Source organism: Maritimibacter sp., from assembly GCF_016774595.1.
Taxonomy (GTDB): Bacteria; Pseudomonadota; Alphaproteobacteria; order Rhodobacterales; family Rhodobacteraceae; genus Maritimibacter; species Maritimibacter alkaliphilus.
Map to the genome: position 1 here is coordinate 69,448 of NZ_JACBWT010000004.1, position 25,115 is coordinate 94,562.

Consider the following 25,115-nt stretch of genomic DNA (forward strand, 5'->3'; position numbering starts at 1 on the left):
CATATGCTTGCTGCCGCGAGGCCCGGAGGTACGGGGTCCTTCGACCAGCTCCCCGAAAGAAAAACGACACCACCCGATAGCGCGGCGACAATTCCGATACCTGCCGCGATAGCTCTGATCTTCATGTTGCCCCCTCAGTTTCTTGTTCGAGTGCGCGGCGAATCTTCGGCACCGCGAATTCCCTCGGCTCGTGATAGTCGATCATGGTGACGAACCGCCCTGCAGCGTCGAAAAGGAAAACGCTGGCGGTGTGGTTCATCGTGTAGCCGCCACCCTCGGTCGGCACCCGCTCGTAGCTCGCGCGGAAGCCGCGGACCGCTTTCGCGATTTCCTCATCTTCGCCGGTCCAGCCGCGGATCGCCGGATGGAAATAGCCGACATACTCCGACATCGCATCGACAGTGTCGCGCTCGGGATCGACAGTGATGAAAACAACGGACATCTCGTTTGCCTCGTCCCCCAAATCGTCGAGCCATCCCGAAATGTCCGAGAGCGTGGTCGGGCAGACGTCCGGACAGTAGGTAAAGCCGAAGAACACCATCGCAGGGCGCCCGATCAGCGTTTCCGGCCCGACCTCGTTTCCGTCGTGATCCGTCAGGCTGAAGTCCATGGCGGACAGAGCCAGCGGCAGCTGGCCCTCCGGTTCGGGCGCACCAGGCCCGTCCACTTGCCACCAACCGACGAAGAGCGCGATGACTAGCGCCCCGGCACCCGCTGCGCCGTATCGAAGGATCGTCCGTCGTCGCATCAGTCGTTTGGACCGCGCGCGGCGATCCCAAGGATCGGCACCTCGACCGTCACTTCGCCCCCGTCGTCCAAGAGCAGCGTCAGCGGGTAGGATCCTCCTTCCGTCATCGGCGTCTGCAACTGCATCAGCATCGCGTGCAGACCGCCCGGCTCGAGCGACACGCTTTCGCCTGGCGCGATGGTTATTTCGTCGGCCGGAGCCATGGAACTCACGCCATCGGCATTGGTCTTGGACTCGTGGATTTCGGGCATCATGGCGAGCGGCGTCACGAGACCGATCAGTGTCACCGGTGTATTGCCGGTATTTCGGATCGTCATGTAGGCGGCGCCGGGGCGGTTCATGCCGATGGACGCGCGGGACCAAGCGCCTTCGACGACCACGTCCTCAGATCCTGCCAGCGCCGGCGTCAAAGCCCCCGCGGACGACAAAAGCGCTGTCAGAGCGCCGGTAGTAAAGAAGGTCCTCATCCTGCTCTTCCCATTCTCTTGGTTCAGCTTCGCGCCGCTGTAACTTCAGCCGCGACCAGGCTTCGCAGTTCGGCTTCGCCGAACGGGTCGAGCGGCTTGCCGTTCACGAAGAACGTGGGCGTCTGGCGGACGCCCACAGTCTCGACGTCGGCACGGTCCTGGTTCAGGATCGCCACTACGTCCGGCGCAAGCATCTGCGTGCGCGCGGCCTCCGCATCGAGGCCCGCCGTTGCGGCGATCTCCAGGATCAGTCCCGGCTCGGGTGCTCCATGCGACGCCCATCTCGGCTGTTCCCGTAGTACCGCTTCGAGAACCGGCTCAAAGACGCCCTGCATGCGCGCGGCCTCGAGCACGCGAATCGCTTCCTCGGACGCCGCGCCGTGGAACGGCGTATAGCGGATCACCACGCGCACGGCATCGCCATGCTCGGCCATGATGGCTTCGACCACCGGATAGAAGGCGCGGCAAGCCTCACAGGCCGGGTCGAAGAACTCGACGATGGTTACGGGCGCATCCTCGGGACCGAGAACGGGCGAATAGGACCGGATCAGAGCCTCCGCCATCTCCGGGGCGACAGGCGCGGCCTCCGGCACCGGACCGGGGCGTGTTGCGTACCACGTCGCGCCGCCGAAACCGGCGACGCCGAGGGCGAGAACGGAGAGGATCAGGCCGCGTCTGTTCATGTTCGTGTTTCCTTCAGGGAGAGTGCCGACAGCGCGCCGATCAGGGCGAAAGCGGCAAGCGCCATCAGCGGGATCGGAATGCCGAAGACCAACTGGTTGTCGTCAGTGCAGGAGGGACCAGCGGCCGTGCAGGGCTGGATGCGCTCGGGGATCAGGCCAACGTAAAGACCCATGTGCCAGAGCGCGACAGCGCCACCACCGAGCGCAAGCGCGATCCCGTAACGGCCCGCGAGCGGGTCGCGCCACCAGAGGCCGAGCCCGAGAATGATGGCCAGCGGGAACATGAAGGCTCGCTGGAACCAGCAGAGCAGGCAGGGCGTCTGTCCCAGCACCTCACCGATGAAGAGTACGGCTAGCGACGCCGTGAGAGCAGTCACCCATGCCAGTCCCAGTGCCGTTTCTCCGGATACTCGGGCCATGTCTGTCAGATCCTTTCTCTCAAATCGGCGAGGATCTCTTCGGCGGGCGTGCCGTAGGGCCAGGACTCGGCGAAGCCTGCGTCTGGATCGAAAAGGAACAGATGCGACGTATGCCCCATCGTGTAGCCGTCGGGGGCAGAGGCTTCTTCGATGCGTTCGAAGAAGATCGGGAAAGTTTCCGACGTCTGTGCAATCTGCTCCGGTGTGCCGGTCAGTCCGATGATGCCGGCATCGAACAGGGGAACGTAATCCGCAAGCGCCGTGGGCGTGTCGCGTTTGGGATCAATCGTGATGAATATCGGCTGCACCTTGGCAGCGTCATCGCCCAGTCCCTCCATCACGGCCGCGACCTCTGACAGGGTGGTGGGGCAGACATCGGGACAGTTGGTGAAGCCGAAGAAGATCAGCATCCAGCGCCCCGCGAAATCGTCTTCGGTTCGTACCATGCCCTGATGATCGGTCAGTTCGAACTCCGCGACGAAAGCCGGATCTGCCTCTGATCGCGCGTTGTCGGCGCGATAGTCGGACCAGAGCAGAAGCCACCCGAGCGCGATGGCTGCAATGCCCACCAATACCCAGAGAACTTTTCTTACCGATGCGAGGGACAATCCGGACAGCCTGTCATTGATTCTTGATTGTTTCTGCGTTTACATCCTCTAGCTACTGTAGATTCAAGCCTGATTGTCCGGCTGCGGCGGGAGGTCACGCATCTGTGAGTCTTGGACTTGCGCTATCAACCCACCAAACCTACAAAGTCTGTAGGTTCTCTGAGGGAAACATATGCTGACGATTGGCAGTCTGGCGAAGAAGACCGGCACCAAGGTGCAGACCATCCGGTACTACGAACAAATCGGGCTCATGCCTGAACCGGGCCGGACGGAGGGTGGGCAACGCCGCTACGGGGATGCCGAACTCGATCGGCTATCATTCATCCGTCATTCGCGGCAACTCGGTTTCTCGCTCGATGCGATCCGGGAACTCCTCGATCTCAGCGACCATCCGGAAAAGTCGTGCGACGAGGCAGATGCGATCGCCCGCCGGCAACTCGGCCAGGTCGAGCAACGCATGGCGCGCCTGAAAGCGCTTCGCACCGAGCTAAAGCGCATGGTCCACGAGTGCAGCGGCGGGCGAACCGCGGGTTGCCGAGTGCTCGAGGTCCTGCGGGACCATTCGGAATGCCTGACCGAGCACGACGACATCGGCGCATGAGTGCCGCGATTGCCTTTCCGCTCGCAGCGTTGGCCGAGATCGCTGGTTGCTTTCGCAGGTTGAGGCCCCCGCTGCCGGCAGAGTCTTTGCCGCATATGGCGGCATTTACATCGTGGCGTCGATTGGGTGGATGTGGTGGGCGGAGGGTGAAAGACCAGACAGATGGGATCTAATTGGAGCGGTCATCTGTCTGGCTGGGGCGACGGTCATTCTCGCCGCCCCCCGCAGTTCTTGAAGAACAGGCTTGAAGCTACAGTCGCTGTAGCCTCTATGTAGACCCTCGATAGATTCGAGGAGATGCATCTTGCCCGCCGTTGACCCCTTGCTGACAGCCACGCGGCTGCTGGATTTCGAAGCCGCTCCCATTGCGGACCTAGTCGCGGACCGAGGCTGGCACGCACTTGCCGAGCGTGACCGGATCGGTGCCGCCTATGATTTCGTCCGAAACGAGATCGCTTTCGGTTACAATCGCTCTGACGACATCCCTGCGTCCGAAGTGCTGGCTGACGGATACGGCCAGTGCAACACAAAGGGCACGCTTCTCATGGCGTTGCTCCGCGCGCTCGGGGTCCGCTGCCGGCTGCATGGTTTCACCATCCACAAGGCGCTCCAGCGCGGGGTCGTGCCGGAGCTCGTCTATCCCGTCGCCCCGAAAGAAATCCTTCATTCCTGGGTCGAGGTCGAAACCGAGAGCGGATGGGTCAACCTGGAAGGCTTCATACTGGACGCGCCATTCCTGGCATCGTTACAACGCGAGTTCAGCGAGTCCGAGAGCCTTTGCGGATACGGAGCGGGCACCAGCTGCCTGAGCGCGCCGCCGGTCGAATGGACCGGGCGCGATACCTACATTCAGAAGACCGGCATCGCCAGCGACTTCGGAACCTTCGATACGCCCGACGACTTCTACTTGAAGCATCGTCAGAACTTCGGAATTCTGCGCGACTGGCTCTATCGCAACATTATCCGCCACTGGATGAACAGGCGGGTGCGAGTAATCCGGCGAGGACACCTGCCTCGGCTTCCCGGTTTCGCCCAGCCGAACCATCGCCACGAGGAGACGAACCGTGCCGCATGATCACGGCCACGCCCATATCGACCCCGACTCCGGCGATCGACGAGTATCAATTGCGATCTGGGCGAACGGGCTTCTGACCGTCGCGCAGATCGTTGGCGGCATACTTTCAGGCAGCCTCGCGCTCATCGCGGACGCGCTTCACAATTTCTCGGACATGGCGTCGCTGGTCATCGCCTTCGCCGCGCGCAAGATCGCGAGGCGACCGGCCGACGAGCGCATGACATTCGGTTATGGCCGGGTCGAAATCGTGGCAGCTCTGATCAACTACACGACGCTGATCTTGATCGGGTTCTACCTGATCTACGAGGGCGGCATGCGCATGATCGATCCGCCCGAAGTGCAGGGCTGGACGGTCGTGATCTTGGGCGGGGTCGCACTGGTCGTCGACACCCTGACAGCGCTGCTGACCTACTCGATGCAGAAAGGCAGCGTAAACATCCGCGCGCTCTTCCTGCACAACCTCTCCGACGCACTTGCTTCCGTTGCGGTCATCGTCGGTGGGTCGCTGATCATCCTCTACGACATGCGGTGGGTCGATCCGGCCATCACCATCGGCATTGCGCTCTATATCCTCTATCTGGCTTTCACGGAGATCGGTGGTCCGATCCGAACGCTGATGCTCGGCAGCCCGCCGGACATCGACAACGAGGCCGTCGTCGAAGCGATGCGGAACACCGAAGGCGTCGCCGAGGTCCACCACGTCCATCTCTGGCAAATGCAGGAGCATGAAGCCGCGCTCGACTGCCACATCGTCGTGAAGGCCGAAGCGTGGCCGCGAATTGAAGAGATCAAGAGTGCGATCAAGAAGCGGCTGAAAGAAGAATTCGACATCAACCATTCCAGCCTCGAATTTGAGCATGAAGAGCGCGCACACGATAACGCTGATCTCTACGGCCATGGCCGTTCAGGTGAAAAGGAGGGAGTTCATGTTCAAGGAAACGCTGACCGAGCATGACGATGTCATCGGACTGGTGTGCGAAGGCAAGTTGTCAGAAGATGACTTCGAGCGGATGCACACGCTAATTCATGAGCGACTTTCCCAAGGCGGCAGGCCCGGACTTTTGCTCGATCTGACTAAGTTTGAAGGGTACGGAAATGCCTCGGCACTGCTGGAAGACCTCAAGATCGACACGGCCCATACAAACGATTTCAGTCGCGTCGCAGTGGTCGGAGAGCGAAGTTGGATGGAATGGGGCACGCGAATGGTGAATCTGTTCGCCCGTTCCGAGATGCGGTGGTTCGACTCCAGTGAGGAAGTCGATGCGGTGGAGTGGGTGCAAAAGGGCAAAAAAGCGTGAAGCAATCCCAAGAAAGTTGGACGCATGCGGCTCGTGCGTGTCTCCCGTCAGGACCTCTGGGACATCTGATTTGATTTCGTAACGGAGGGTTTCTGGCTCATCGTAACCGCTAAGGAGTGGAGATGAGACAGAAACCCGGAACACGTAAAGAGCCTGCTGAGAAGGTCGTGAAAGACATCCGGCGGCGCACCAGGAAGCATCATTCGGCCGAGGAGAAAATTCGGATCGTGCTGGAAGGTCTGCGTGGCGAGGACAGCATCGCCGAGCTCTGCCGGCGCGAGGGTATCGCGACGAGCCTGTATTACAGCTGGTCGAAAGAGTTCCTGGAAGCCGGCAAGAAGCGTCTTGCGGGCGACGTGGCCCGCCAGGCGACAAGCCCTGAGGTCAAGAACCTGCGGCAGGAGTCAGCGGCGCTGAAGGAGGCGGTTGCCGATCTCACGCTGGAGAACCGCTTGCTCAAAAAAAGCATGCTCGGGGATGGGGACGACGAGGAATGAGGTATCCCGCATCCGAGAAGCTGGAGATCATCCGGCAAGTGGAGCAATCGCACCTGTCGGCGAAGCAGACACTGGATCTGCTCGGGATTCCCCGGACGACCTTCTACCGCTGGTATGATCGGTACCTGCAGCTGGGCAGCGCCGGGCTCGCAGATCGGCCGTCACACCCGGCGCGTGTCTGGAACCGTATTCCGGACAACGTGCGCGAGGAGATCGTCGATCTGGCGCTCGAAGAGCCCGAGCTGTCGCCGCGAGAACTGGCGGTGCGGTTCACGGACACGAAGCGCTACTTCGTCTCGGAAGCCAGCGTTTACAGGCTCTTGAAGGCACAGGACCTGATCACGAGCCCGGCGTTTGTGGTCATCAAAGCTGCCGACGAGTTCCATGAGAAGACGACCCGGCCGAACCAGCTTTGGCAAACCGACTTCACCTACTTCAAGGTGGTCGGCTGGGGCTGGTTCTACCTGTCGACGATCCTCGACGACTTCAGCCGCTACGTCATTGCCTGGCGGCTCTGCACTACGATGAAGACCTCGGATGTGACTGCCACCCTGGAGGATGCTCTGGTCGCATCTGGCTGTGACCGCGCCACGGTCGCGCATCGGCCTAGGCTGCTCAGCGACAATGGCAGCAGTTACATCTCCGGGGAGTTGGCCGACTGGATGGCCAGCCAGAACATGGATCATGTTCGCGGTGCCCCGTGCCACCCACAAACCCAGGGCAAGATCGAGCGCTGGCACCAGACCCTCAAGAACCGCGTCCTGCTCGAGAACTACTACCTGCCAGGCGCCTTGGAAGCGGCGATCGGCGACTTCATCGACCACTACAACCACCACCGCTACCACGAGAGCCTCGGCAACCTCACCCCTGCCGATGTCTATCTCGGCAGGGCCGAAGCCATCCTGCGACGACGAAAGGAGATCAAAGCCAGGACCATCGAGAAGCGCCGCTTGCTGCACCGCCAGACAGCGGCATAGACTGAAACCCCGTCGAGCCAGACCCTCCGTTCGAGATCAGGCGCTCGTGTTCCAAATCACCTGACGACGGACATGTCTCGGCCTTGGCGCTTCACGAGCGGTCGTAAGGGCGATGATGCAGGATGAAGACCGCCTGGAAAAGCGGATTGGTCAGGGTTCAGCTGCGTTACGCGGCTGACGCGTATGCCGGGCTCGGGGATGGGCGAGGTGGACCGGTTCGCAAACTGCCATTCCCATTGTCGCATCCTGAATTGAAGTCCGTAGGGAAGCGGAAGGTGGCGCGGCGGACGTGCCCCAAATCCGGATAGCGCCACGGGATAATGAACTTGTGTCGTGAGCAGCGACGCGTGCCTGGGAGGGCACGCTCAGTGCGCCCCGAGAAAAATTTTTGCAGCGCCGAAAAACGACCCACGTCCTCCTCGACCCGTTGATCCGGGTCGTAATTGAATCTTAAAAACAGGAGTCTGAAATGACCACGACTACAATTGCCGCCATCCTCGCCCTCTCCGTCATCGATGACACGTTCATTCGCGCAGAGGTCGCGCTCCCGGACGGATTGTTGCCCGTGACGGTGGAGGCAGAGTTCTGCCCCGTCGAACGCGTGTCCCTCACCGGGGCCACGTTCCGTGATACGGGTGAGCCGGCCCTGGAGGCAATCCTGCCCCACGCGTCCGCGATCAAGGCCGCGATTTGCGATCGCCTCGCCCCTTCCATTACCGTCGACTCCCTCATGCTGACGGATGGTGCTTTTGTCGATGCGATCGTCGTGGTGCCAGGTGTCGCGGGCCCCGTTCGGATCCAGGGGAAGCGGTGTTTCTTCGAAGGGCTGATGATCGAGTCGGCAGAATACGTCCGCGACGGGTCGTCGGCGCTCGACGTCATTGTGGAACTTAGGCGACCGCTGGTTCAAGCGGTGTGCGACATCCTCGATGTCGACACCGCCTGAAGCGGGAACGCAGAGGGCCGCGGTGGTTGATTGGCGCCGCGGCTCGTGGGCGGGCAGGGGGCGGCCTAACCCAAACTATCGCTTGCCCAGTCCCTGACGCGGGCAACCCTTGTTTTCCGATAATGGTGTCTAAGCGATACCTTAACCCATTTTGTGTTGGCGTGATGCAACCCTATGGCCGAGACACCGGGAGCTACCGATGTGAAGGCAACTGCTGGCTCGGTCGCTTGCGCCTGAAAGGCAGATCTTGTAGCGCCGCTTGCGGCGCGGTCATTTCCCCCTTGAGGGGTCAGGATGCTCTCGGTTTTCGAGGCCTTCGGCGACATAATCCCCCGTGAGGGATATCGGCGCGGTTGCAGTTTTGTCTGCAGTCGCGCCTTTCTTGCCTACGTGTCGAACCCGCGCCAAGTGTGGCCCGCCTCGCACGGAAGATGCCAAGGCATGCGCCCGGAATGTAAAAAAATCCAAAAAAGTCGCCAGAAAGTTTTGGGCCTCCGAAAAACAGTCCTACCTTCTTCTTGTGACCGATGCGAAGTGAACTCCTGGATCGGTTACTCATACGCCCGAAAGGCAGTCCTTTTAACGCCGCTTGCGGCCTAGTCATTTTCCCCTTGAGGGGTCAGGACAACCTCGGCTCGTCCGAGAGACACTGGGCGTCATAAACCCCGTGAGGGCTCCCCGGTGCGATTGCGGTTCCTGCTGCAATCGCACCGCTTTTCACAAGCAGGAACAGCAGACGCGTTGCTGCCAGGCACCTCCACGAGGCGCGTGGCCGCTGCCAACCCGCTGGGCTTGGCGTGATCGTATTTGCACCGGCGGCCGCGGCAATTTTCCCTGTGGTCCGATGAGACCGCTGGCTCAGGGTCTCGAGCTCTTGCGCGGCTGACGTCAGGACAACCTGCTTGCAGACCGGGCACTTTGCTGAAAATCAGGGCAAAGTTGAAACGAGGCATCGTCTTGTCCATCTTGCGTTCACTCGGCCCGGTCGTCCCCCGCGCATCGACCCGTGAGGCTCTCCGGGCTGGTCTCGGCGCCCTGGTGGGCTTGGGCGTCACGGGACTGCTCCTCCTGTCGCCGCAGATCGATCCGGCGCTCGGGCTTTACTTGGTTGCGCCGTTCGGGGCGAGCGCGGTGCTGCTCTTCGCCGTGCCCAACAGCCCGCTGGCACAACCGTGGTCAGCGGTGGTGGGCAACACGCTCGCGGCGCTGGTCGGGGTCGCCGTCTGCTTGTTTGTGGCGGACCCGTTGGGGCGGATTGCATTATCTGTGGCCTTGGCCATCGTCGTCATGATCCTTGCACGCGCGGTCCATCCGCCCGCAGGCGCAGTGGCAATGACGGCCGCGCTGAACCCGGAGGTCATCGAAACATTGGGGTTCCGGTTTGCGTTGGCGCCCATAGCAGTGGGGACGCTGGCGTTGGTGGCGCTTGCAGTGCTCTACGCAAGACTTACAGGGCGCCATTATCCGTTCCGGCAGTTCCACGACCGGAACCCGCATGGCACGGAGGACGCGGCGCCGAATGAGCGTCTGGGCCTCAGTGAAGAGGAACTGACGGGGATCCTCGAACGCTATCGGCAGTCCTTCAACCTCGGGGTCGAAGACCTCGCGCGGCTCATCGGGGCGGCCGAGGCTCAAGCCGTCACGCACAGGACCGGGCCGATCACGGCTGCGGACATGATGTCTCGTGATCTTGTGACGGTGGGGCCGGAAACTTCGCTCGCCCAGGTGGCGCAGGAATTCCGCAGACATCGGTTCACGTCGCTTCCGGTGGTCACTGGGGACAGGCGATATCTTGGCGTGATCTTCCAGATCCACTTGATCATGCGGGCGGACGACGACGCTGCGCGGTTGAAGCGGCGGTTCCTTCCCGCTCTTCGGCGACTTACCGATCGGCGCAGAGATCGACCGGTTGAGGCGCAGGACATCATGAGCGTTGCCGGACCGCGCGCGACGCCGACCACGCCGCTCGCCGCCCTCATGCCAATGCTTGCGGACGATGGCGTCGATGCGGTGCCTGTGTTGCAGCACGGTCGGATCACTGGGATTGTGACACGCACGGACCTTGTCGCAGCGCTCGCACGGGCCGACCTGCGCGCCCGCTGATGCGAGTCCGGCTGGTTGTGACCGACATCGGCGCCGCCCCGACAAGCCCGTCCGGCTGAACGGGTTTGCCGGCGCCATCGCGACCAAGAGGTCAGCTTTCTGGGTTTACTGCCCCCAGTTGAAGCCAATCTCGGCAAGAATTCTTCGCCCTGGCCCATAATTGTTGACCCGGTAATCTACGATGACATCCCGGCCGCTCATATCAAAGTGACCGCTGTGCAACACGCCGGGAAGGCCGATTTCTCGAACACCAGGGAGGTGCAGCATCAGGGTCTCGGCCTCATGATAATTTCGATCGTCGAGATTTCGCATGACTTCGATCTTGAGATGATCTTCAAGGAGGTCACCGTGACCGGTCTTGATTGCCTGACTTGCCTTTTCTTCAGGAATCCCCAGGCCGTCGGCGAGCTTGAGGAACGTGCCGCGAAAGCCCATGTTTTTTTCGAGCCAAATAGTCGGTTCTTCATGGAATGCGCAGGCGTCTTCTTCGGGGAACCCCTCTGCGACGACCCCGTAGAACTCGAGAGACGGGTTGTCGAACTCGTTGGAAAATGCCGCTTGGCAAAATTCCAGGACGCTTTCGGCCAAGGTCTCCAGGGTGCAATCGCTTGGCAGGGCGAAGTCGGCCTCGTCGAGCAGTAGGCCCTTGTTTCTGATGTCGTTCCCCATGACGAACTCCTCTGTTTGGGATTTCCGGCGGCCAGAAGATCAGGCCGCCTTCCGGGTGGTCTGGTTCGGTGTCAGTTGGGCGACCTCAAGCGGCGCGCTTGAGATGCTCGATCCGAGGCAGTTTCAGGCCATTACATGGCACGGTCTTTGCGTGCAGGTGATCCAACCAGCGCCAAAGCGTTCGCTCGAACGTGTCGTTCCGTCGAATGAAGTCATCGGGGCGTTGGATGTCGCGCGTTATGAGGCACATATGCGCGTCGGGACATTGCAGAGCACCCCGCTCATTGCGAGGCCAGCAAGTGTCATGGAGAATGCCGATTGCGTCCGGAAAATATACCACTTCGCAGGGCCCTTGAATCTCACCTGCCTTTTGCATCGAGTGCACGTGGCCCAGAACGACGTTTGGCAAATACCGATCATACGCAATGGCCCGAGCGAACGCCCAGCGTTGCTCCGGTGCGATGGACATGGACATGCACACCGGGCCCTTATCCATCGAACGCCAGGCGGCCGGATCAAGGGTTTGGTTGGCGATCGGATCACTCGCGAGGTCAAACGCCCGGCCCCCGAGTATATCTTCGATCACCTGAAGCGTCTCGTCCTCGTAAAGGCAGCGGACGGTCCGGACGGGTAACAGCGTCATTGCGTGCACCCCCGCGGCGAAATGGGCCTGACGCAGTTTCCGGAAGTTGAGCGTCGCTCAATGTCGGCCTTGCTCGAGACCGGTGCAGACCTGCGGTGCGGCGGGTTGATCATGCGGCGCCAATCGAGCTTACCGCGATGGGTGATCTGTGGGCCGCGCGGAAAACCTGCGCCGTTCAGAAAGTCGGCTGCGAGTGACCGGCGGCCGAGACCCCTTTGGCGCTCGCTCCTGAAAGGCGATCTCGGATGAATGAAAGCACCGAGTTCTACAAGTGGAAGTGGCTTCATGGGCGTATGATCTCCAGATGGTCACAAGCAGGGCACCGCGCCCGGCTCTGGTAAGGAGTTGGGTCGATTGTCCGATGGGGAAAAACGGATTTCGGAAATCTCCGACTTTTTTTGAAACCGTTGGGTTCAGACGCCGCGAGCCCGGGGCGTTCAGCGTGTCGCACCGGTCAGGTGGTGCGGGCACGAAACAAAGCGACACCTTCCTGTGCGGATCTTTCCATGGGAACCCCGAGAACGCGTCCGAAGGCTCGTGTATATCGTGCTTTCGTTTTTGAGTTCACGGGTGGTGCAGATGTGAACGGCCTCAAGGAGGCGGCAGGACGCGCCCTGCATCAATGGCTTCGATCTCGGCCAATGTGCGCTGTTTGATGCGCTTGCCCCCTGGTGCGATGATCACGAAGCCGCGGTTGGGCGGGAACTTCTTCAGCGCCTTCGGGGCCCATTTCGTGGTTTCCGTGACCGCTTTTATCACCAGCCGTTCGAGCACCGGCCGGTCCTTCGCGAAACACGACGCGACATGGAATTCCGCGTTCATGAGAGGCGCCAGGCGCTCGAACGCGCGGAGAAAGGCCTGGCGTTGGGTTCGCCACACCTCCGGGTTAATACGGATTTCGAATTTCGGACGCAGTTTTCGAATGTGAACCTGGGTCAGGAGGTATGCAGCGTGCTGAGCATCGCTGCGCAGGGACCGAATGATTTCGAAATCCAGAAGCGCGTAGGAGTGAATACGCTCCGCCATGCGTTCGAAGAGTTCGGGCGATGCCCGCCAACGGATGTACTGACCGCCCTGGAGTAAGTCGATTTCATCGAAAAGTGTGCGGTGGTCCTCGAGCCAAGGTAGCGCGGCATGAAACATCCGGTTGTCGTTCGTGCGGCCCGGCGAAACGCGCGCCCGGATGACCGCGGTTTCCTCGAAAAACGCGGGCGGCGGGCCCGCAACCGGGTTGTACCGCCAGGTTCCGATCAGTTCTTGCGCATGCATCAGCCCGAGGGCGACACGCAAGGCCGGAGGGGGCGCCAGTTTGTCGAAAAGATCTATGCAGACATCGCGTTGGATCTGCACTTTGCCGTTGTCAGCAACCATTAAAGCATTCCGTTTCTTGCGGCGGGTTCGAGGGACGTAGGTCGATTTTCGGCGCCGCAAAACGGCGCCACAGCCGTGAGAAGAATCGTATCCCTCCGGCGGAGGCCGTCTGACGGGATTTCGGCGTCGGTGCTAAGTCCGACCTTATGGCCGACTATAAGTTCAGACCCGAGATTGAAGTCCTCTCCGCCGCGGACGTGCCGCGCCGGCGACACTGGGATGATGCGGACAAGGTCCGTATCGTAGAGGAGAGTTTTCTTGGGCATCGCCAGGTCTCGGCTACGGCGCGGCGGCATGGCGTGTCGCGCTCCCTGCTAACCATATGGCGGCGACAGTATCGCGACGGTGAGCTTGGCACCGAGACGCCGCCTTCATTCATCCCACTGGCGGTTTCACCCAAGGCGCCTGCGGCAGTGCCTGTGACGGCACAGGAGGCGCCGCGCGACACCCCGGACGTTCAGCTCGAGATCGTGCTAAGGAACGGACGGCGGCTTCTGGCACCTTCGTCGGTGGACCCGGAGGTTTTGACGCGGCTGCTTCCGGCACTGGAAGGCCGATGATCGCCTTCCCGGCGGGGGTGCGCGTGTGGATCGCGGGCGGGGTCACCGATATGCGGCGCGGCATGAACACCCTGGCGCTGACGGTGCAGCAGGGGCTCGGGCGCGACCCGCATGCCGGCGAGATCTTCTGCTTCCGAGGGCGCAAGGGCGACCTGGTCAAACTGCTGTGGCACGACGGCGTCGGCATGTCGCTCTATACGAAGCGGTTGGAGGCGGGGAAGTTCATCTGGCCGATCAGCGGAAGTGGTGAAGCGGTGCAGATATCCGCAGCCCAGCTCGGTTATCTCCTGGAGGGGATCGACTGGCGCAATCCGCGCTGGACCCAACGCCCTGCAAAGGCGGGATAAATCGGCTTCTTCAGCCTTATTTGCATGGGCTTTCCGATGGCCGCATGGTAGGTCTCACCCATGTCAGATGCCGCTTCCGAGATCGCCAGATTGCGCGCCGCGCTCGCGGCCTCGGAGGCTCGTGCGGAGGCCGCCGAGAGCGAACTGGCGCAGACCCGGGCGGTCGTTTCGACCTCCGAAGCAATGATCAAGCACCTCCGGCTCGAGATCGCCAAGCTCCGGCGCGAGCAGTATGGCCACAGCTCTGAGCGCCGCGTCCGCCTGATCGACCAGATGGAATTGCAGCTCGAGGAACTCGAAGCCGCGGCCACCGAGCACGAAATCGCCGCCGAGAAGGTGGCGAAGACCACGACGGTCGCCGGCTTCGAGCGCCGCCGCCCGGCCCGCAAGCCCTTCCCCGAGCATCTGCCCCGCGAGCGGGTGGTGATTGAGGCACCCTCCGCCTGTTCCTGCTGCGGCTCGGATCGTATCGTGAAGATGGGCGAGGATATCACCGAGACGCTCGAGGTCATTCCCCGGCAGTGGAAGGTGATCCAGACCGTCCGCGAGAAGTTCACCTGCCGGCAGTGCGAGAAGATCAGCCAGCCGCCGGCCCCCTTCCACCCCACGCCGCGTGGTTGGGCGGGGCCGAACCTGCTGGCCATGGTCTTGTTCGAGAAGTTCGGCCAGCACCAGCCGCTCAACCGGCAAGCCGAGCGCTATGCTCGGGAAGGCGTGGACCTCAGCCTGTCGACCCTGGCCGACCAGGTCGGCGCCTGCGCCGCGGCGCTCGCGCCGATCCATGCCCTGATCCAGACCCATGTTCTCGGGGCCGAACGGCTTCACGGGGACGACACGACAGTGCCATTGCTCGCAAAGGGCGGGACGCGCACGGCGCGGCTCTGGACCTATGTCCGCGACGATCGCCCGTTCGCGGGCGATGCACCGCCGGCCGCGCTGTTTTACTTCTCGCGCGACCGGGAGATGGCCCACCCCAACCGGCATCTTGCGGGCTGGAAAGGGGTTCTCCAGGCCGATGCCTATGGCGGCTACAACGACCTCTATCGCGGCGACCGCGATCCCGGCCCGGTCAAGAGCGCGCTCTGCTGGAGCCATGCCCGGCGCAAGTTCTTCGAACTGGCCGACATCAAGGAAAACGCCCGCAAACGGAAGCCGGCCCACGACATCTCCCCCGTGGCGCTGGAGGCCGTCACCCGGATCGACGCGATCTTCGATGTCGAGCGCGGCATCAACGGTCTGGACGCCGCGGCGCGGCTCGAAGCCCGGCAGCGCCTGGTCCGGCCGCTGGTCGACGAGCTTCACGACTGGATGCGCACCGAACGGGACACGATGTCGAGGCACAATCCCGTCGCCAAGGCGATCGCCTACATGTTCAAGGCCGAACGTTGGGAGACCTTCATCCGCTTCCTCGAGGACGGCCGGATCTGCCTGACGAACAATGCCGCCGAGCGGGCGCTGCGCGGCGTGGCCCTTGGCCGGAAGTCATGGCTCTTCGCCGGCTCGGAGCGCGGCGGCGACCGCGCCGCCTTCATGTATTCCTTGATCGTCACCGCAAAGCTGAACGACATCGATCCCCAAGCTTGGTTGGCAGACGTTCTCGCCCGGCTCCCCGACATGACCGCCTCGCAGGTGCCGGACCTACTACCGTGGAACTGGCAACCCCTGGAACTCCGACAAGCCGCCTAACCGCGGCCCACGCCGGATGCTTACGAAGAATCCGCTCATTCATGCAGCGCGCCGCGTCATCGTGCCGCCCGGCCACTTCATTTGTGCGCCGGTCCCGCTCGATTGCTGCGGAATTTCGGGTAACGCATTGCAAAGCCGGTCAAATCGCTCTCGGAAGTTTTGGAAACGGTTGGAAATCAGGGTTCATTACATTCACCCCAGAGGAAATGGCACAATCCTGTGCGGGCGCTGACGCGCTGTCTGGGTGGGGGTGCGATTGCGGGCCACGATGCGACCTGAGGGCAGCCTCAGCGCCCCTGGGCACGTGGGCCGGTCAAGCCGCCCAGGCAGTGACCGGAAAAAGGGGCCGCGGCGTTTCTGTTCGGACCGTGAGGATCCTACGTTCGCCTTGTGATCACGCGACGACGCCAAAAGTACGGGAGGCCCGGCGCTCGGACACGCCCAGTTCCTGCCAAACATGGTCAATGCACTTGCGGCGTCGCGAAGGGCTCAGAAGTTTCCCCTGGCTACCTTGGGCAGGATGAGCTTGTCCAAGGTCAGGTCAGACACCGCTCGACGCAGCCGCTGGCACTCTTTTTCAAGCTGCTTCAGCCGTGCGAGTAATGACGGTTGCGCCTCGCCGTACAACTTGCGCCATCGATAGAACGTCTGTTGTGTCATGCCAATATGTCGCACCGCCTCGGCAATCGCCGTCCCCTGCCCCTGAGGAACTTCAACCTGCCGAAGCTTCGATACAATTTCTTAGGGCTTCTCTCGTTTTCCAGCCATCGCTGATCCTCCAAGTTATGGGTCAAATCCATCCCTGCTGGTGGACCACTTTCAGGGGTTTACTCCATGGTCACGGGTTCAATCTCTGTCACATCCCCCATTTTTCTCAACTGGACGTGCGCTGAGCAGTCCTCGTATTCTATGTTTGCGTTGGGCTGATTTTCTGTGACTCGTTGATAAGAACCACGAGCAGATCAAGGATCTGATCGCTGTTGCGTTCGAGCATCATCATGTGTCCGTTTCCGGTGATGTCGTGGTCGGGTAAGTACACAAAGCGGCTGATCATCCCTTGTTCCGTCAGGAAATCGCCGATAGCGGAGTCCGTAGCGGGAGGATGATCGGGGTCGCTGTCGCCGGTGACAATCAGCACCTGGGTTCCGGCCAGTGCATTTGGGGTCAACATCCGCAATTGCTGCCCTTCGAAATTGATACGCTCCAGAAAAAGTTGCCGGGGGACTGCCTGCAGTCCGGCAAGGTAACTGTCCGTGTGTTGACGAGGAAACTGCGTGCTTGAGCCGATTAGTTTGGCGCGGGCTGCCTCATGGCTGAGTACAACCGGCCCGTTCGGATGTACATCGAGTGGAACGCCGGCAAATTCCATGACCAATCGATCCGGGCCTTGGGACATCAGTTTGGCGGCTGGCTGGATGTTGCCTGGCGGGCCAGGCGCGACCGCGACCAAACGGCTGACCCGGCCGGCCAGCAATTCGGCAATCCGCCAGCCAATGGCGCCGCCCATTGAATGGGTCCAGAGGATGATTTCGCCCTTGAGAGTTTTTACCGCCGCGGCGATCTGGTCGGCAACGAGCTGTCCCGTCAACTTTTCGGGCGGGACATAGCCGCTGCGGCCGCACCCCGGCCAATCGACGCATATGACGCGATCACCGGTGCGAGCGAGCCGTATAGCCCAACCTTCCCGGTTATCCGGCGTCTGCAACCAGCAGGCGCCAGTGTGCATGCCGCCGTGTACCATGACGTGCGTTCTTGCGAAATTGGTGTCAGCCGGGACAATGATGTCGGCGTAAACGCCATCCGGCCCAAGGGGGCCGGATGTTTTGGACAGGCATGCGTCCTCAATCATTGGATGCCATTACCTTCGGGCAACCTGAAGCTGCACCCTCCAGGGATCAAAGCGTTGGGACGCATCAGAGGACGCTGTCGATGGCGTCGGCCAATTCGCGTGGGCGTGTCATCATTGCCTGATGGCTGCCGGGACTTTCGGCGGTTTTGGGATTTTCCAGGCGGGACGCCATGTTGCGATAGACCTCAGCAGGCATGGCCATATCTTCTTTGAGGAAGACGTAGGCAGATGGGTGTTTCTTCGCCCAGAAGCTGTTGAGGCGGATCGACTGATCGAGCCATCCCATCGGGCAGGATATCAACCGCTGCGCAAGCCGGTCCAAGCTTTCCGTGTCGGCGTCCTGCATGAAAGCGTTGTCCCACAACTCCCGGGTCATGGGGACTGTGTTGTCAGGAGATGCGCTGGCCATCGCGGTAAGACCTCCCACAAGTTCGGCGGGCAGTACATCATTTATGCATTCGCCATCGAGCAGGACCCAGGCGTCCACAAAGGTAATGTTTTTTACTGCATCCGGCATAGCGTCAGCCACCAATTGCGCCAGCGGGCCGCCGCCGCTATGTCCGACTATTGCGAACTCTGTCCAGCCTTGGTCCTTGATCCTGCCAATGAGGTCGTCGGCCATTTTGGAAAGTGTCACCCTGGCCCTGTTGTCGTTCTTTTCGTGGCCCAACATTGTGGGGTGGAAGGTCTCATGGCCCTTCTCTTCAAGCGCTGCGGCGACGTCGTCCCACGCCCAGCCGCCCTGCCAGCCTCCATGCACCAATACGATTTTCATGATTACCTCCCATAGGGTTATGATGTTATTCAGCGTATATATGGTAGAATAGCTTCGTCCCATATGCAACCATAATTAGTTCCAATTGCAACTATGAAATCGGTAGTGCCCCACGGGGTGGTGTAAGAGGCCGCGCGCGAAGCCTTTTGGCTTAGCGCAGCGCGCGGCCTGACTGGCGGCCACCGCGCTTCTTCGTAGTCTGAGGTTGTTCGACGACCGACGACAACGAAGGAGAGCACGATGACCGAGACCATGATCGACCTTCCGGGGGTGATCGCCAAGAGCGATGACACGGATTTCCTGCGCGAGCTGATCCAGGACGCCGCGCAGCGGCTGATGGACATCGAGGTGGCCGCCGTGTGCGGTGCCGCGCATGGCGAGCGTAGCCCGGACCGTGAGAACCAGCGCAACGGCTACCGGCCGCGGCAATGGGATACGCGCGCGGGCAGCATCGGGCTGAACATCCCGAAGCTGCGCAAGGGCAGCTATTTCCCGACCTTTCTGGAGCCGCGCAGAACGGCCGAGAAAGCATTGATGGCGGTCATACAGGAGGCCTATATCCACGGCGTCTCCACCCGCGCCGTTGACGATCTGGTGCGCGCTATGGGTCTGACGGGCACGTCGAAGAGCCAAGTGTCGCGGCTCTGCGAGGAGATCGACGAGCGGGTCGATGCCTTCCTCACCCGGCCCCTCGAAGGCGACTGGCCCTTCCTCTGGCTCGACGCGACCTACGTGAAGCTGCGCGAGGGCGGTCGGATCGTCTCGATGGCGGTGATAGTGGCCGTCGCCGTCAACACGGACGGACGCCGGGAGATCCTGGGGATCACGGTCATGCCCTCGGAAGCCGAGACGTTCTGGGCCGACTTCCTGCGGTCTCTCACGCGCCGAGGGCTGCGCGGCGTGCAGCTGGTGATCAGCGACGCCCACGAGGGTCTGAAGGCCGCTGCGCGCAAGGTCTTGGGCGCCGGATGGCAGCGTTGCCGCGTGCATTTCCAGCGCAACCTGCTGGCCCGCGTGGGCAAGGCCAACAAGCCGGTGGTCAGCGCCGTGGTGAAGACCGTCTTCGCCGAGAAGGACCGCGACCAGGCCCATGCCCGCTGGCGCGAGGTGGCCGACAACCTTCGTGACCGGTTCCGGGATGTCGCGGAACTCATGGACGAGGCAGAGCATGACGTCCTCGCCTACATGGCCTTCCACGAGAGCCTGCGCTCGAAGTTGCACAGCACGAACCCGCTGGAGCGCGTTAACAAAGAGATCAAACGGCGGACCAATGTCGTGGGGATATTCCCCAATAGAGAGGCCGTCGTCCGCCTCGTCGGGGCGCTCATGCTGGAGCAAAACGATGAGTGGGCCGTCTCCCCGCCGCTACATGCCGGTGGAAAAGTTGACCGCCATGTGTAACCATCCCGATGCAGCGACGATGATCGCCGCACAGTGAACGAGCAACACCAGCTATGAAGAAGCAGGTGGACGTCAGTTCCTACACCATCTCCCGGGACACTACCATGAAAACCATGAAATCCGATGAAAGCAGAAATGAGAAGGATATGGGTTTACAGGACCGCGATGCGGTCCTGAACGGTACTGAAATACCGTTCGCCTACAAAGCCTCCTATATTCTCAACTTCTATCGAGAGCCCTTGTTCAGGGTTATTGAAAATGAGCTTGGTCTGAAGCGATCCGAGGCGATCTTGCTGATTTTTTTGTCGTTTCGCGATGGCGTGGCGGCCCAGGAAATGTGCGATCTGACCGGTCATTCCAAGACCAATGTAAGCCGCGCGGTCAACGCGCTGAACAAAAATGGCATGATCACACGAGATGTCGATCCGGGTGATAATCGCCGCCAATTGCTCTACCTGACCGATCTGGGACGGCGTGCGTATAGTGCATTCATTCCCGAACTCATGGCCAGGGAGGCGTCCATGCTGGCGCCCCTGACAAAGGCGGAGCGGCGGCAATATATGTCGCTACTGACGAAGATCGCTGGCGGCGTTCCAGGTTGGACTGGTAAGAGCGACGATCTGGATGCGAGCGCACGGCGCATGCGCCGTAGATTCGTTGATTAACTCCAAGCGTCAAAGGGGCATTTCTTATCGCATGTGCAGTGGGCGGCCATTTCCTTTGGAAACCTAGGGCCTTACCCGTCAGTGAAAAAAGCCGCCATTCCAATCGGCGGTAGCCAGTCAATTGGGCAGCATTTTTCTGAAGAGGTGGAGCCGCAAGAGCATGCTCTCCAAAAATCAGAAGCCATTTTGAATGCCTGCAAATTGAAGGAAGATAAAGACAACAACGAGTCGATTTTCTCCATCAAACGTGTTGTCCCCCGTCAGCGCCCCTGGGACTTCTGAATTGATTTCGTAACGGAGGGTTTCTGGCTCATCGTAACCGCCAAGGAGTGGAGATGAGACAGAAACCCGGAACACGCAAAGAACCTGCCGAGAAGGTCGTGAAGGACATCCGGCGGCGGACCAGGAAGCACCATTCGGCCGAGGAGAAGATCCGGATCGTGCTGGAGGGCCTCCGCGGCGAGGACAGCATCGCCGAGTTGTGCCGACGCGAGGGGATCGCGACAAGCCTGTATTATAGCTGGTCGAAGGAGTTCCTTGAGGCCGGCAAGAAGCGGCTTGCAGGCGACACGGCGCGGCAGGCGACGAGCCCCGAGGTCAAGGAACTGCGGCACGAGGCAGCCGCGCTCAAAGAAGCCGTCGCCGACCTCACGCTGGAGAACCGCCTGCTCAAAAAAGCATGCTCGGGGATGGGGAGTTCGAGGAATGAGATACCCCGCAACCGAGAAGCTGGAGATCATCCGGCAGGTGGAACATTCGCACCTGCCGGCGAAGCAGACTCTGGGCCTTCTCGGCATCCCGAGGACGACGTTCTACCGCTGGTATGACCGCTACCTGTCACTCGGCGCCGCCGGGCTCGAGGACCGTCCCTCACGCCCGTCCCGGGTGTGGAACCGGATCCCGGACAAGGTGCGTGACGAGATCGTCGAGTTGGCCCTCGACGAGCCGGAGTTGTCGCCGCGGGAGTTGGCGGTGCGGTTCACGGACACGAAGCGCTACTTCGTCTCGGAAGCCAGCGTTTACAGGCTCTTGAAGGCACAGGACCTGATCACGAGCCCGGCGTTTGTGGTCATCAAAGCTGCCGACGAGTTCCACGAGAAGACGACCCGGCCGAACCAGCTTTGGCAAACTGACTTCACCTACTTCAAGGTGGTCGGCTGGGGCTGGTTCTACCTGTCGACGATCCTCGACGACTTCAGCCGCTACGTCATTGCCTGGCGGCTCTGCACTACGATGAAGACCTCGGATGTGACTGCCACCCTGGAGGATGCTCTGATCGCATCTGGCTGTGACCGCGCCACGGTCGCGCATCGGCCTAGGCTGCTCAGCGACAATGGCAGCAGTTACATCTCCGGGGAGCTGGCCGACTGGATGGCCAGCCGGAACATGGATCATGTTCGCGGTGCCCCGTGCCACCCACAAACCCAGGGCAAGATCGAGCGCTGGCACCAGACCCTCAAGAACCGCGTCCTGCTCGAGAACTACTACCTGCCAGGCGCCTTGAAGCAGCGATCGGCGACTTCATCGACCACTACAACCACCACCGCTACCACGAGAGCCTCGGCAACCTCACCCCTGCCGATGTCATCTCGGCAGGGCCGAAGCCATCCTGCGACAACGAAAGGAGATCAAAGCCAGGACCATCGAGAAGCGCCGCTTGCTGCACCGCCAGACAGCGGCATAGACTGAAACCCCATCGAGCCAGACCCTCCGTTCGAGATCAGGCGCTCGTGTTCCAAATCACCTGACGACGGACAACCGGTCCACCTCTGGGCGTAGCGGCGGTGTCTTGCAAAACAACGGTGGGCGTGGACTTGCTCAACGGCCTGTCAGGCATGCAGCCGTCGATGTTCGCGCTGGATCCGCTTCGATCGCACATCGCGCGGGAGCGTGTGATCAACCCAACCCCAGATCGCGTCCGCGGTCCCGTGCTCGAACCCGCGACCTTTGTCCAGCACACCGAAGACGCCGCTGTCCTCAAGGTTCGTGAGCAGCACGCCGGTTGGAACGTGGACGCCCAGGTAGACGGCGCCTGCTGCATCTCGCCAGGTCGTGTCGCGAACCGCACCGGTGCGCCGATCGACACCCCAGGCATGATGGAAGGGTAGTTCGCCGCAGACGGGGTCCCAAGCGTAACCCTCAAAGTAGTCCACCTCGCCTTTGAGGGTCAGATCCCATGCGTTCCGAAACGCCTGGCGCGGTTTTCCGAATGCAATGCCTGGCGGCAGCGGTTCGCCGGCCATGGGTATGCCGTGCTCGCGCAGGAAACGCGCCATCGGTTCCTGCCCGAACACGTCGGCGAAGCATGCGTCGATCAGGTCATAGAATGTGGAGGCCATTTTGGTATCCTTCGGGGTAGAGACGTGGGTCATGTGTGGGGGGCGCAAAATGCCCTGGACCGGCCGGGTGACCCGTTTTGCGGATCACCCTTGTGTGCCGGGTTCAGGGCTTGCCGTAGGGTTCGGCGGCGCGGCAGTCGCGCAGGAAGACATGGGCCGGGTCTGCGAAATTGTAATACGGCGGATCGTCGGGCCCGAGGCGTTGCCAATAGGCGGTTCTCTCGAGCGAGGCGGTGGTGTGGAGGACACCCAGGGAGGCCAGGAACAGCTCGCGGGCAGGGCGCACGTGCCCGCCGTGGGACAGGTTCATGCCGAGACCCTCGAGGTACCGGGACACATCGCGCAAGTAGGCCCGGCCCGCATCGGTATGCATGGCATCCAGCTTGTCGCTGTTCCTGACCAAGTCCGCTTTACGACGCCGCAACGCCTCTCTGGAGTAGGGAGACTCCGGCAGGTCGGATGCGAGCTTCTCCGGAAGCGGGCCTGCGAGGATGGAGGAAAGCACCACGCTCGTGAGGTCACCGCACAGGAAATCCTGGTTGGACAGGCCTTCCTCGATATCGCGCGACTGAATGGAAAGCCGCGGATCGCGTTCGGAGACGGCCCCGATCTCGACGAGCCCCCGGAAGGTTTCAGCGGGGGTTTTCACGCTCACCGGGGTCACGTCGGCGGTAAAGCCGGTGTAGTGCTCGCGGTCGAAGGCGACCGTCGCATGATCAGTGAAGCCCGCAACCAGACGCGCGAGTTCAACGTGGGCGGATGCGTCCCATGACAGCTCGAGCATGAGTTCTTCGAGAGCCATGGCGATGGCGCCGGCCACCGCGGCCGGCCGGGGGGCCTCGGGCCAGTCCACGACAGCTTGTTGCAGGTCTTCCAAGCGACGCTCGGTCGCGGGCGACCAGTCAGCGGGCTCGATCACGTCGAGGACTTCGAGGGTGTGGCCGCGGAGGTCCTCGAGGTGCAAGGACAGGCCGTGCTCTTGCACGCGGGGGTGTGTGGCCGGGTCTTCAGCGAGGAGGCAACGGGCGGCGGCCAAGCCGGCCACCTCGGCAAACGTCATCTTGTAGAAGATGGCGAGGGCGGAGAGCAGGTTGTCCCTGGGCGAGACGCTGTGAAACGTGGGGCAGAAGGGCTGCCGCTGGATCGACAGGTGGGATGTCAGGTACATGAGGTGATCCTTTCAGGGTCAGGTCTTGTGTCGAAATCTGGCCTCGTGGGCCTTGAGGAGTGGTTGGGTGCAGACCCCCGCGTGGTGAGGCGAGGGGCTGTTCGTTGCGGATTGGGGACGTCCGGCTCAGCCGGCGACCGGTGCCCAGAGCGCTGGCAGGGTAGGCACATCGAGGCCGCCGTAGCCGGCCGCGTTGAGGCAGAGGTCACGTCGCGTGCGGAACCGCTGGCGCGATATGATGGCTGCGGTCGCGAGATACCTGTCAGCCGCGGCGCGCGGGGCCTTGCGGGACATGTGAAGGTTCATCCCGATAGCCTCAAAGAGCCGCGCAAGGTGGCGCATGAGCTCGAGGCCCTCCGGGCTGTCGAGCCAGGCGTCGCCCGCGTCGATGAACGCGGTCATCATGCGTCGGAGAGACGTGCGGCCGTAGGCTGACCCCGGAATGGATTTCGCGGAGTTGATGCCCGCCTGTGCTTCCATGACAAGCTCTGCGAACCCGGCCCGCACGTCGAGGTCATGAACGGCTTTGTAGGCGGAATAGGACAGTATTGCGCGTGGGTCGCGTTTCGGCAGGGCGCCGATCCGAACGAGACCTGCCGCCAGCTTGCGGGGGTCCCACTGGATGTCCGCGAGATCCACGACGAAGCCGTTGAACGCCTCGTGGCGAGCGCCCAGCACGGCGCGATCCGTGAGGCAGGCGATCAAATGTGCCAGCTGCATGCTCTCCTCGAATGGAAGCTTGGCTTCCAGGAATGAGGTCTCGAGCGCGATGGCGATCTGCCCGCAGCGGGCGGCGCCGTCTGTGTGCCCGTGCGTATCGTTGAAGGCCTCACGGGCCTCGGTAACAGCGCGCGCGGTGTCTGGGTCGTCGGCCTGGGCAAGAACGGTGACCAGCGCGTCGAATTGCGCCAGGATCGCTTGAGGAGACAGATCCGTGGCGGGTCCCATAACATCGGGGTAAAGTCGGCAATCGAAGACCGGGGTCTTGCCCGGCTCAATCATGGCCACGCATTCTGCATAGCTCAGTCCGGCCTTCAGGGACATGTCGGCAACCAGGGTCTCGGTCCCCGGGGTGATCCCGGCCATTGTTGCAATCGGAAGTCTCAGCATGATCAGCTCCTACGCTGTTTGGTGTCGCTGAACAGGACATCGGTACGTTGGATCCGGGTCGGAAAAAATCGGGCCGGGAAATTTCGAAAAAACCTCGAAAAACCTTGTAA

Annotated in this window: 26 protein-coding genes and 3 pseudogenes; 15 read left to right on the forward strand and 14 right to left on the reverse strand. The window is 61.7% G+C overall.

Annotated features, from left to right (window positions below):
- Nucleotides 1-121: 121 nt before the first annotated feature.
- Genes HOY44_RS21960 through HOY44_RS21980 form a run of 5 tightly spaced genes read right to left on the reverse strand, consistent with a single transcriptional unit; the run spans nucleotide 122 to nucleotide 2,889 of the window.
- Nucleotides 122-748 carry an SCO family protein gene (locus HOY44_RS21960; RefSeq protein WP_287437906.1) on the reverse strand — a complete coding sequence of 209 codons (627 nt, stop codon included), beginning with the start codon at nucleotides 746-748 and terminating at the stop codon, nucleotides 122-124.
- Nucleotides 748-1,215 carry a copper chaperone PCu(A)C gene (locus tag HOY44_RS21965; RefSeq protein WP_287437909.1) on the reverse strand — a complete coding sequence of 156 codons (468 nt, stop codon included), beginning with the start codon at nucleotides 1,213-1,215 and terminating at the stop codon, nucleotides 748-750. The genes HOY44_RS21960 and HOY44_RS21965 overlap by 1 nt, the downstream gene beginning before the upstream one ends.
- Before the next feature lie 23 nt (nucleotides 1,216-1,238).
- Nucleotides 1,239-1,898, reverse strand: coding sequence for a DsbA family protein (locus tag HOY44_RS21970; RefSeq protein WP_071675771.1), 660 nt, complete (start codon nucleotides 1,896-1,898; stop codon nucleotides 1,239-1,241).
- Entirely contained in the window at nucleotides 1,895-2,317 is a 423-nt protein-coding gene (locus HOY44_RS21975; protein WP_287437912.1) for a disulfide bond formation protein B, read from the reverse strand. Before HOY44_RS21975 ends, HOY44_RS21970 begins: the two co-directional genes overlap by 4 nt.
- A 5-nt stretch (nucleotides 2,318-2,322) precedes the next feature.
- Nucleotides 2,323-2,889 (reverse strand): SCO family protein, encoded by a 567-nt coding sequence (locus HOY44_RS21980; RefSeq protein WP_287437915.1) that lies wholly within the window; start codon nucleotides 2,887-2,889, stop codon nucleotides 2,323-2,325.
- 208 nt (nucleotides 2,890-3,097) lie between these two features.
- Between HOY44_RS21980 and HOY44_RS21985 the strand changes: the two genes are divergently transcribed.
- From HOY44_RS21985 to HOY44_RS22020, 8 genes are all read left to right on the forward strand, one after another.
- Nucleotides 3,098-3,526 carry a MerR family transcriptional regulator gene (locus tag HOY44_RS21985; protein ID WP_287437917.1) on the forward strand — a complete coding sequence of 143 codons (429 nt, stop codon included), beginning with the start codon at nucleotides 3,098-3,100 and terminating at the stop codon, nucleotides 3,524-3,526.
- A gap of 46 nt (nucleotides 3,527-3,572) precedes the next feature.
- A complete protein-coding gene (locus tag HOY44_RS21990; protein WP_353806682.1) occupies nucleotides 3,573-3,761 on the forward strand; it encodes a YnfA family protein in 189 nt (62 codons plus the stop codon).
- 69 nt (nucleotides 3,762-3,830) lie between these two features.
- A complete protein-coding gene (locus tag HOY44_RS21995; RefSeq protein ID WP_287437919.1) occupies nucleotides 3,831-4,601 on the forward strand; it encodes a transglutaminase-like domain-containing protein in 771 nt (256 codons plus the stop codon).
- Nucleotides 4,591-5,556: a cation diffusion facilitator family transporter gene (locus HOY44_RS22000; protein WP_167646968.1), complete on the forward strand. Its 966-nt coding sequence runs from the start codon at nucleotides 4,591-4,593 to the stop codon at nucleotides 5,554-5,556. The genes HOY44_RS21995 and HOY44_RS22000 overlap by 11 nt, the downstream gene beginning before the upstream one ends.
- The gene (locus HOY44_RS22005) at nucleotides 5,528-5,899 is read left to right on the forward strand and encodes a SpoIIAA family protein (RefSeq protein WP_287437922.1); all 372 of its coding nucleotides are present in this window, start codon (nucleotides 5,528-5,530) and stop codon (nucleotides 5,897-5,899) included. Before HOY44_RS22000 ends, HOY44_RS22005 begins: the two co-directional genes overlap by 29 nt.
- A gap of 122 nt (nucleotides 5,900-6,021) precedes the next feature.
- A protein-coding gene (locus HOY44_RS22010; RefSeq protein WP_287437924.1) for an IS3 family transposase occupies nucleotides 6,022-7,373 on the forward strand; the annotation gives its coding sequence in 2 pieces (ribosomal slippage) (nucleotides 6,022-6,358 and nucleotides 6,358-7,373; 1,353 coding nt in all).
- Nucleotides 7,374-7,842: 469 nt separating this feature from the next.
- Nucleotides 7,843-8,319 carry a hypothetical protein gene (locus tag HOY44_RS22015; RefSeq protein ID WP_287437926.1) on the forward strand — a complete coding sequence of 159 codons (477 nt, stop codon included), beginning with the start codon at nucleotides 7,843-7,845 and terminating at the stop codon, nucleotides 8,317-8,319.
- 939 nt (nucleotides 8,320-9,258) lie between these two features.
- Complete coding sequence (locus HOY44_RS22020; RefSeq protein ID WP_287437927.1) at nucleotides 9,259-10,422, forward strand: HPP family protein; 1,164 nt, start codon at nucleotides 9,259-9,261, stop codon at nucleotides 10,420-10,422.
- Nucleotides 10,423-10,527: 105 nt separating this feature from the next.
- On the opposite strand, the gene HOY44_RS22025 is transcribed toward HOY44_RS22020, so the two are convergent.
- The 3 genes from HOY44_RS22025 to HOY44_RS22035 all read right to left on the reverse strand — a co-directional run bounded on the left by HOY44_RS22025 (nucleotide 10,528) and on the right by HOY44_RS22035 (nucleotide 13,105).
- Entirely contained in the window at nucleotides 10,528-11,091 is a 564-nt protein-coding gene (locus HOY44_RS22025) for a hypothetical protein (protein ID WP_287437929.1), read from the reverse strand.
- 85 nt (nucleotides 11,092-11,176) lie between these two features.
- Nucleotides 11,177-11,734, reverse strand: a complete 558-nt coding sequence (locus HOY44_RS22030) for a hypothetical protein (protein ID WP_287437930.1) — start codon at nucleotides 11,732-11,734, stop codon at nucleotides 11,177-11,179.
- Nucleotides 11,735-12,325: 591 nt separating this feature from the next.
- A complete protein-coding gene (locus HOY44_RS22035; protein WP_287437932.1) occupies nucleotides 12,326-13,105 on the reverse strand; it encodes a hypothetical protein in 780 nt (259 codons plus the stop codon).
- Nucleotides 13,106-13,251: 146 nt separating this feature from the next.
- On the opposite strand from HOY44_RS22035, the gene tnpA reads away from it, so the two are divergent.
- Genes tnpA through tnpC form a run of 3 tightly spaced genes read left to right on the forward strand, consistent with a single transcriptional unit; the run spans nucleotide 13,252 to nucleotide 15,698 of the window.
- Nucleotides 13,252-13,665 (forward strand): IS66-like element accessory protein TnpA, encoded by a 414-nt coding sequence (tnpA, locus tag HOY44_RS22040; protein ID WP_287437934.1) that lies wholly within the window; start codon nucleotides 13,252-13,254, stop codon nucleotides 13,663-13,665.
- Nucleotides 13,662-14,012 carry an IS66 family insertion sequence element accessory protein TnpB gene (gene tnpB, locus HOY44_RS22045; RefSeq protein WP_287437936.1) on the forward strand — a complete coding sequence of 117 codons (351 nt, stop codon included), beginning with the start codon at nucleotides 13,662-13,664 and terminating at the stop codon, nucleotides 14,010-14,012. The genes tnpA and tnpB overlap by 4 nt, the downstream gene beginning before the upstream one ends.
- Nucleotides 14,013-14,072: 60 nt before the next feature.
- The gene (gene tnpC, locus HOY44_RS22050; protein ID WP_287437938.1) at nucleotides 14,073-15,698 is read left to right on the forward strand and encodes an IS66 family transposase; all 1,626 of its coding nucleotides are present in this window, start codon (nucleotides 14,073-14,075) and stop codon (nucleotides 15,696-15,698) included.
- A 406-nt stretch (nucleotides 15,699-16,104) separates the two neighbouring features.
- Here the strand turns inward: tnpC and HOY44_RS22055 are convergent.
- The 3 genes and pseudogenes from HOY44_RS22055 to HOY44_RS22065 form a co-directional block, all read right to left on the reverse strand.
- A pseudogene (locus HOY44_RS22055) lies at nucleotides 16,105-16,436 on the reverse strand (transposase); the annotation flags it as partial.
- 169 nt (nucleotides 16,437-16,605) lie between these two features.
- Nucleotides 16,606-17,547, reverse strand: coding sequence for an alpha/beta fold hydrolase (locus HOY44_RS22060; protein WP_161353339.1), 942 nt, complete (start codon nucleotides 17,545-17,547; stop codon nucleotides 16,606-16,608).
- Between the two features lie 64 nt (nucleotides 17,548-17,611).
- Nucleotides 17,612-18,322: an alpha/beta fold hydrolase gene (locus HOY44_RS22065; RefSeq protein WP_161353338.1), complete on the reverse strand. Its 711-nt coding sequence runs from the start codon at nucleotides 18,320-18,322 to the stop codon at nucleotides 17,612-17,614.
- Nucleotides 18,323-18,562: 240 nt separating this feature from the next.
- Here HOY44_RS22065 and HOY44_RS22070 point away from each other — a divergent pair.
- The 4 genes and pseudogenes from HOY44_RS22070 to HOY44_RS22085 all read left to right on the forward strand — a co-directional run bounded on the left by HOY44_RS22070 (nucleotide 18,563) and on the right by HOY44_RS22085 (nucleotide 22,072).
- A pseudogene (locus tag HOY44_RS22070) lies at nucleotides 18,563-19,760 on the forward strand (IS256 family transposase).
- A gap of 67 nt (nucleotides 19,761-19,827) precedes the next feature.
- On the forward strand, nucleotides 19,828-20,388 hold the full coding sequence (locus HOY44_RS22075) for a MarR family winged helix-turn-helix transcriptional regulator (RefSeq protein ID WP_287437943.1): 561 nt from the start codon (nucleotides 19,828-19,830) through the stop codon (nucleotides 20,386-20,388).
- 81 nt (nucleotides 20,389-20,469) lie between these two features.
- The gene (locus HOY44_RS22080) at nucleotides 20,470-20,670 is read left to right on the forward strand and encodes a hypothetical protein (protein ID WP_161353336.1); all 201 of its coding nucleotides are present in this window, start codon (nucleotides 20,470-20,472) and stop codon (nucleotides 20,668-20,670) included.
- Between the two features lie 53 nt (nucleotides 20,671-20,723).
- Nucleotides 20,724-22,072: pseudogene (locus tag HOY44_RS22085) on the forward strand (IS3 family transposase).
- 145 nt (nucleotides 22,073-22,217) lie between these two features.
- Here the strand turns inward: HOY44_RS22085 and HOY44_RS22090 are convergent.
- The 3 genes from HOY44_RS22090 to HOY44_RS22100 form a co-directional block, all read right to left on the reverse strand.
- Nucleotides 22,218-22,727, reverse strand: a complete 510-nt coding sequence (locus HOY44_RS22090; RefSeq protein WP_161353333.1) for a hypothetical protein — start codon at nucleotides 22,725-22,727, stop codon at nucleotides 22,218-22,220.
- A gap of 103 nt (nucleotides 22,728-22,830) precedes the next feature.
- Nucleotides 22,831-23,895, reverse strand: a complete 1,065-nt coding sequence (locus tag HOY44_RS22095; protein WP_287437944.1) for a hypothetical protein — start codon at nucleotides 23,893-23,895, stop codon at nucleotides 22,831-22,833.
- Nucleotides 23,896-24,021: 126 nt separating this feature from the next.
- Complete coding sequence (locus tag HOY44_RS22100) at nucleotides 24,022-25,005, reverse strand: hypothetical protein (RefSeq protein ID WP_161353328.1); 984 nt, start codon at nucleotides 25,003-25,005, stop codon at nucleotides 24,022-24,024.
- Between the last annotated feature and the right edge of the window lie 110 nt (nucleotides 25,006-25,115).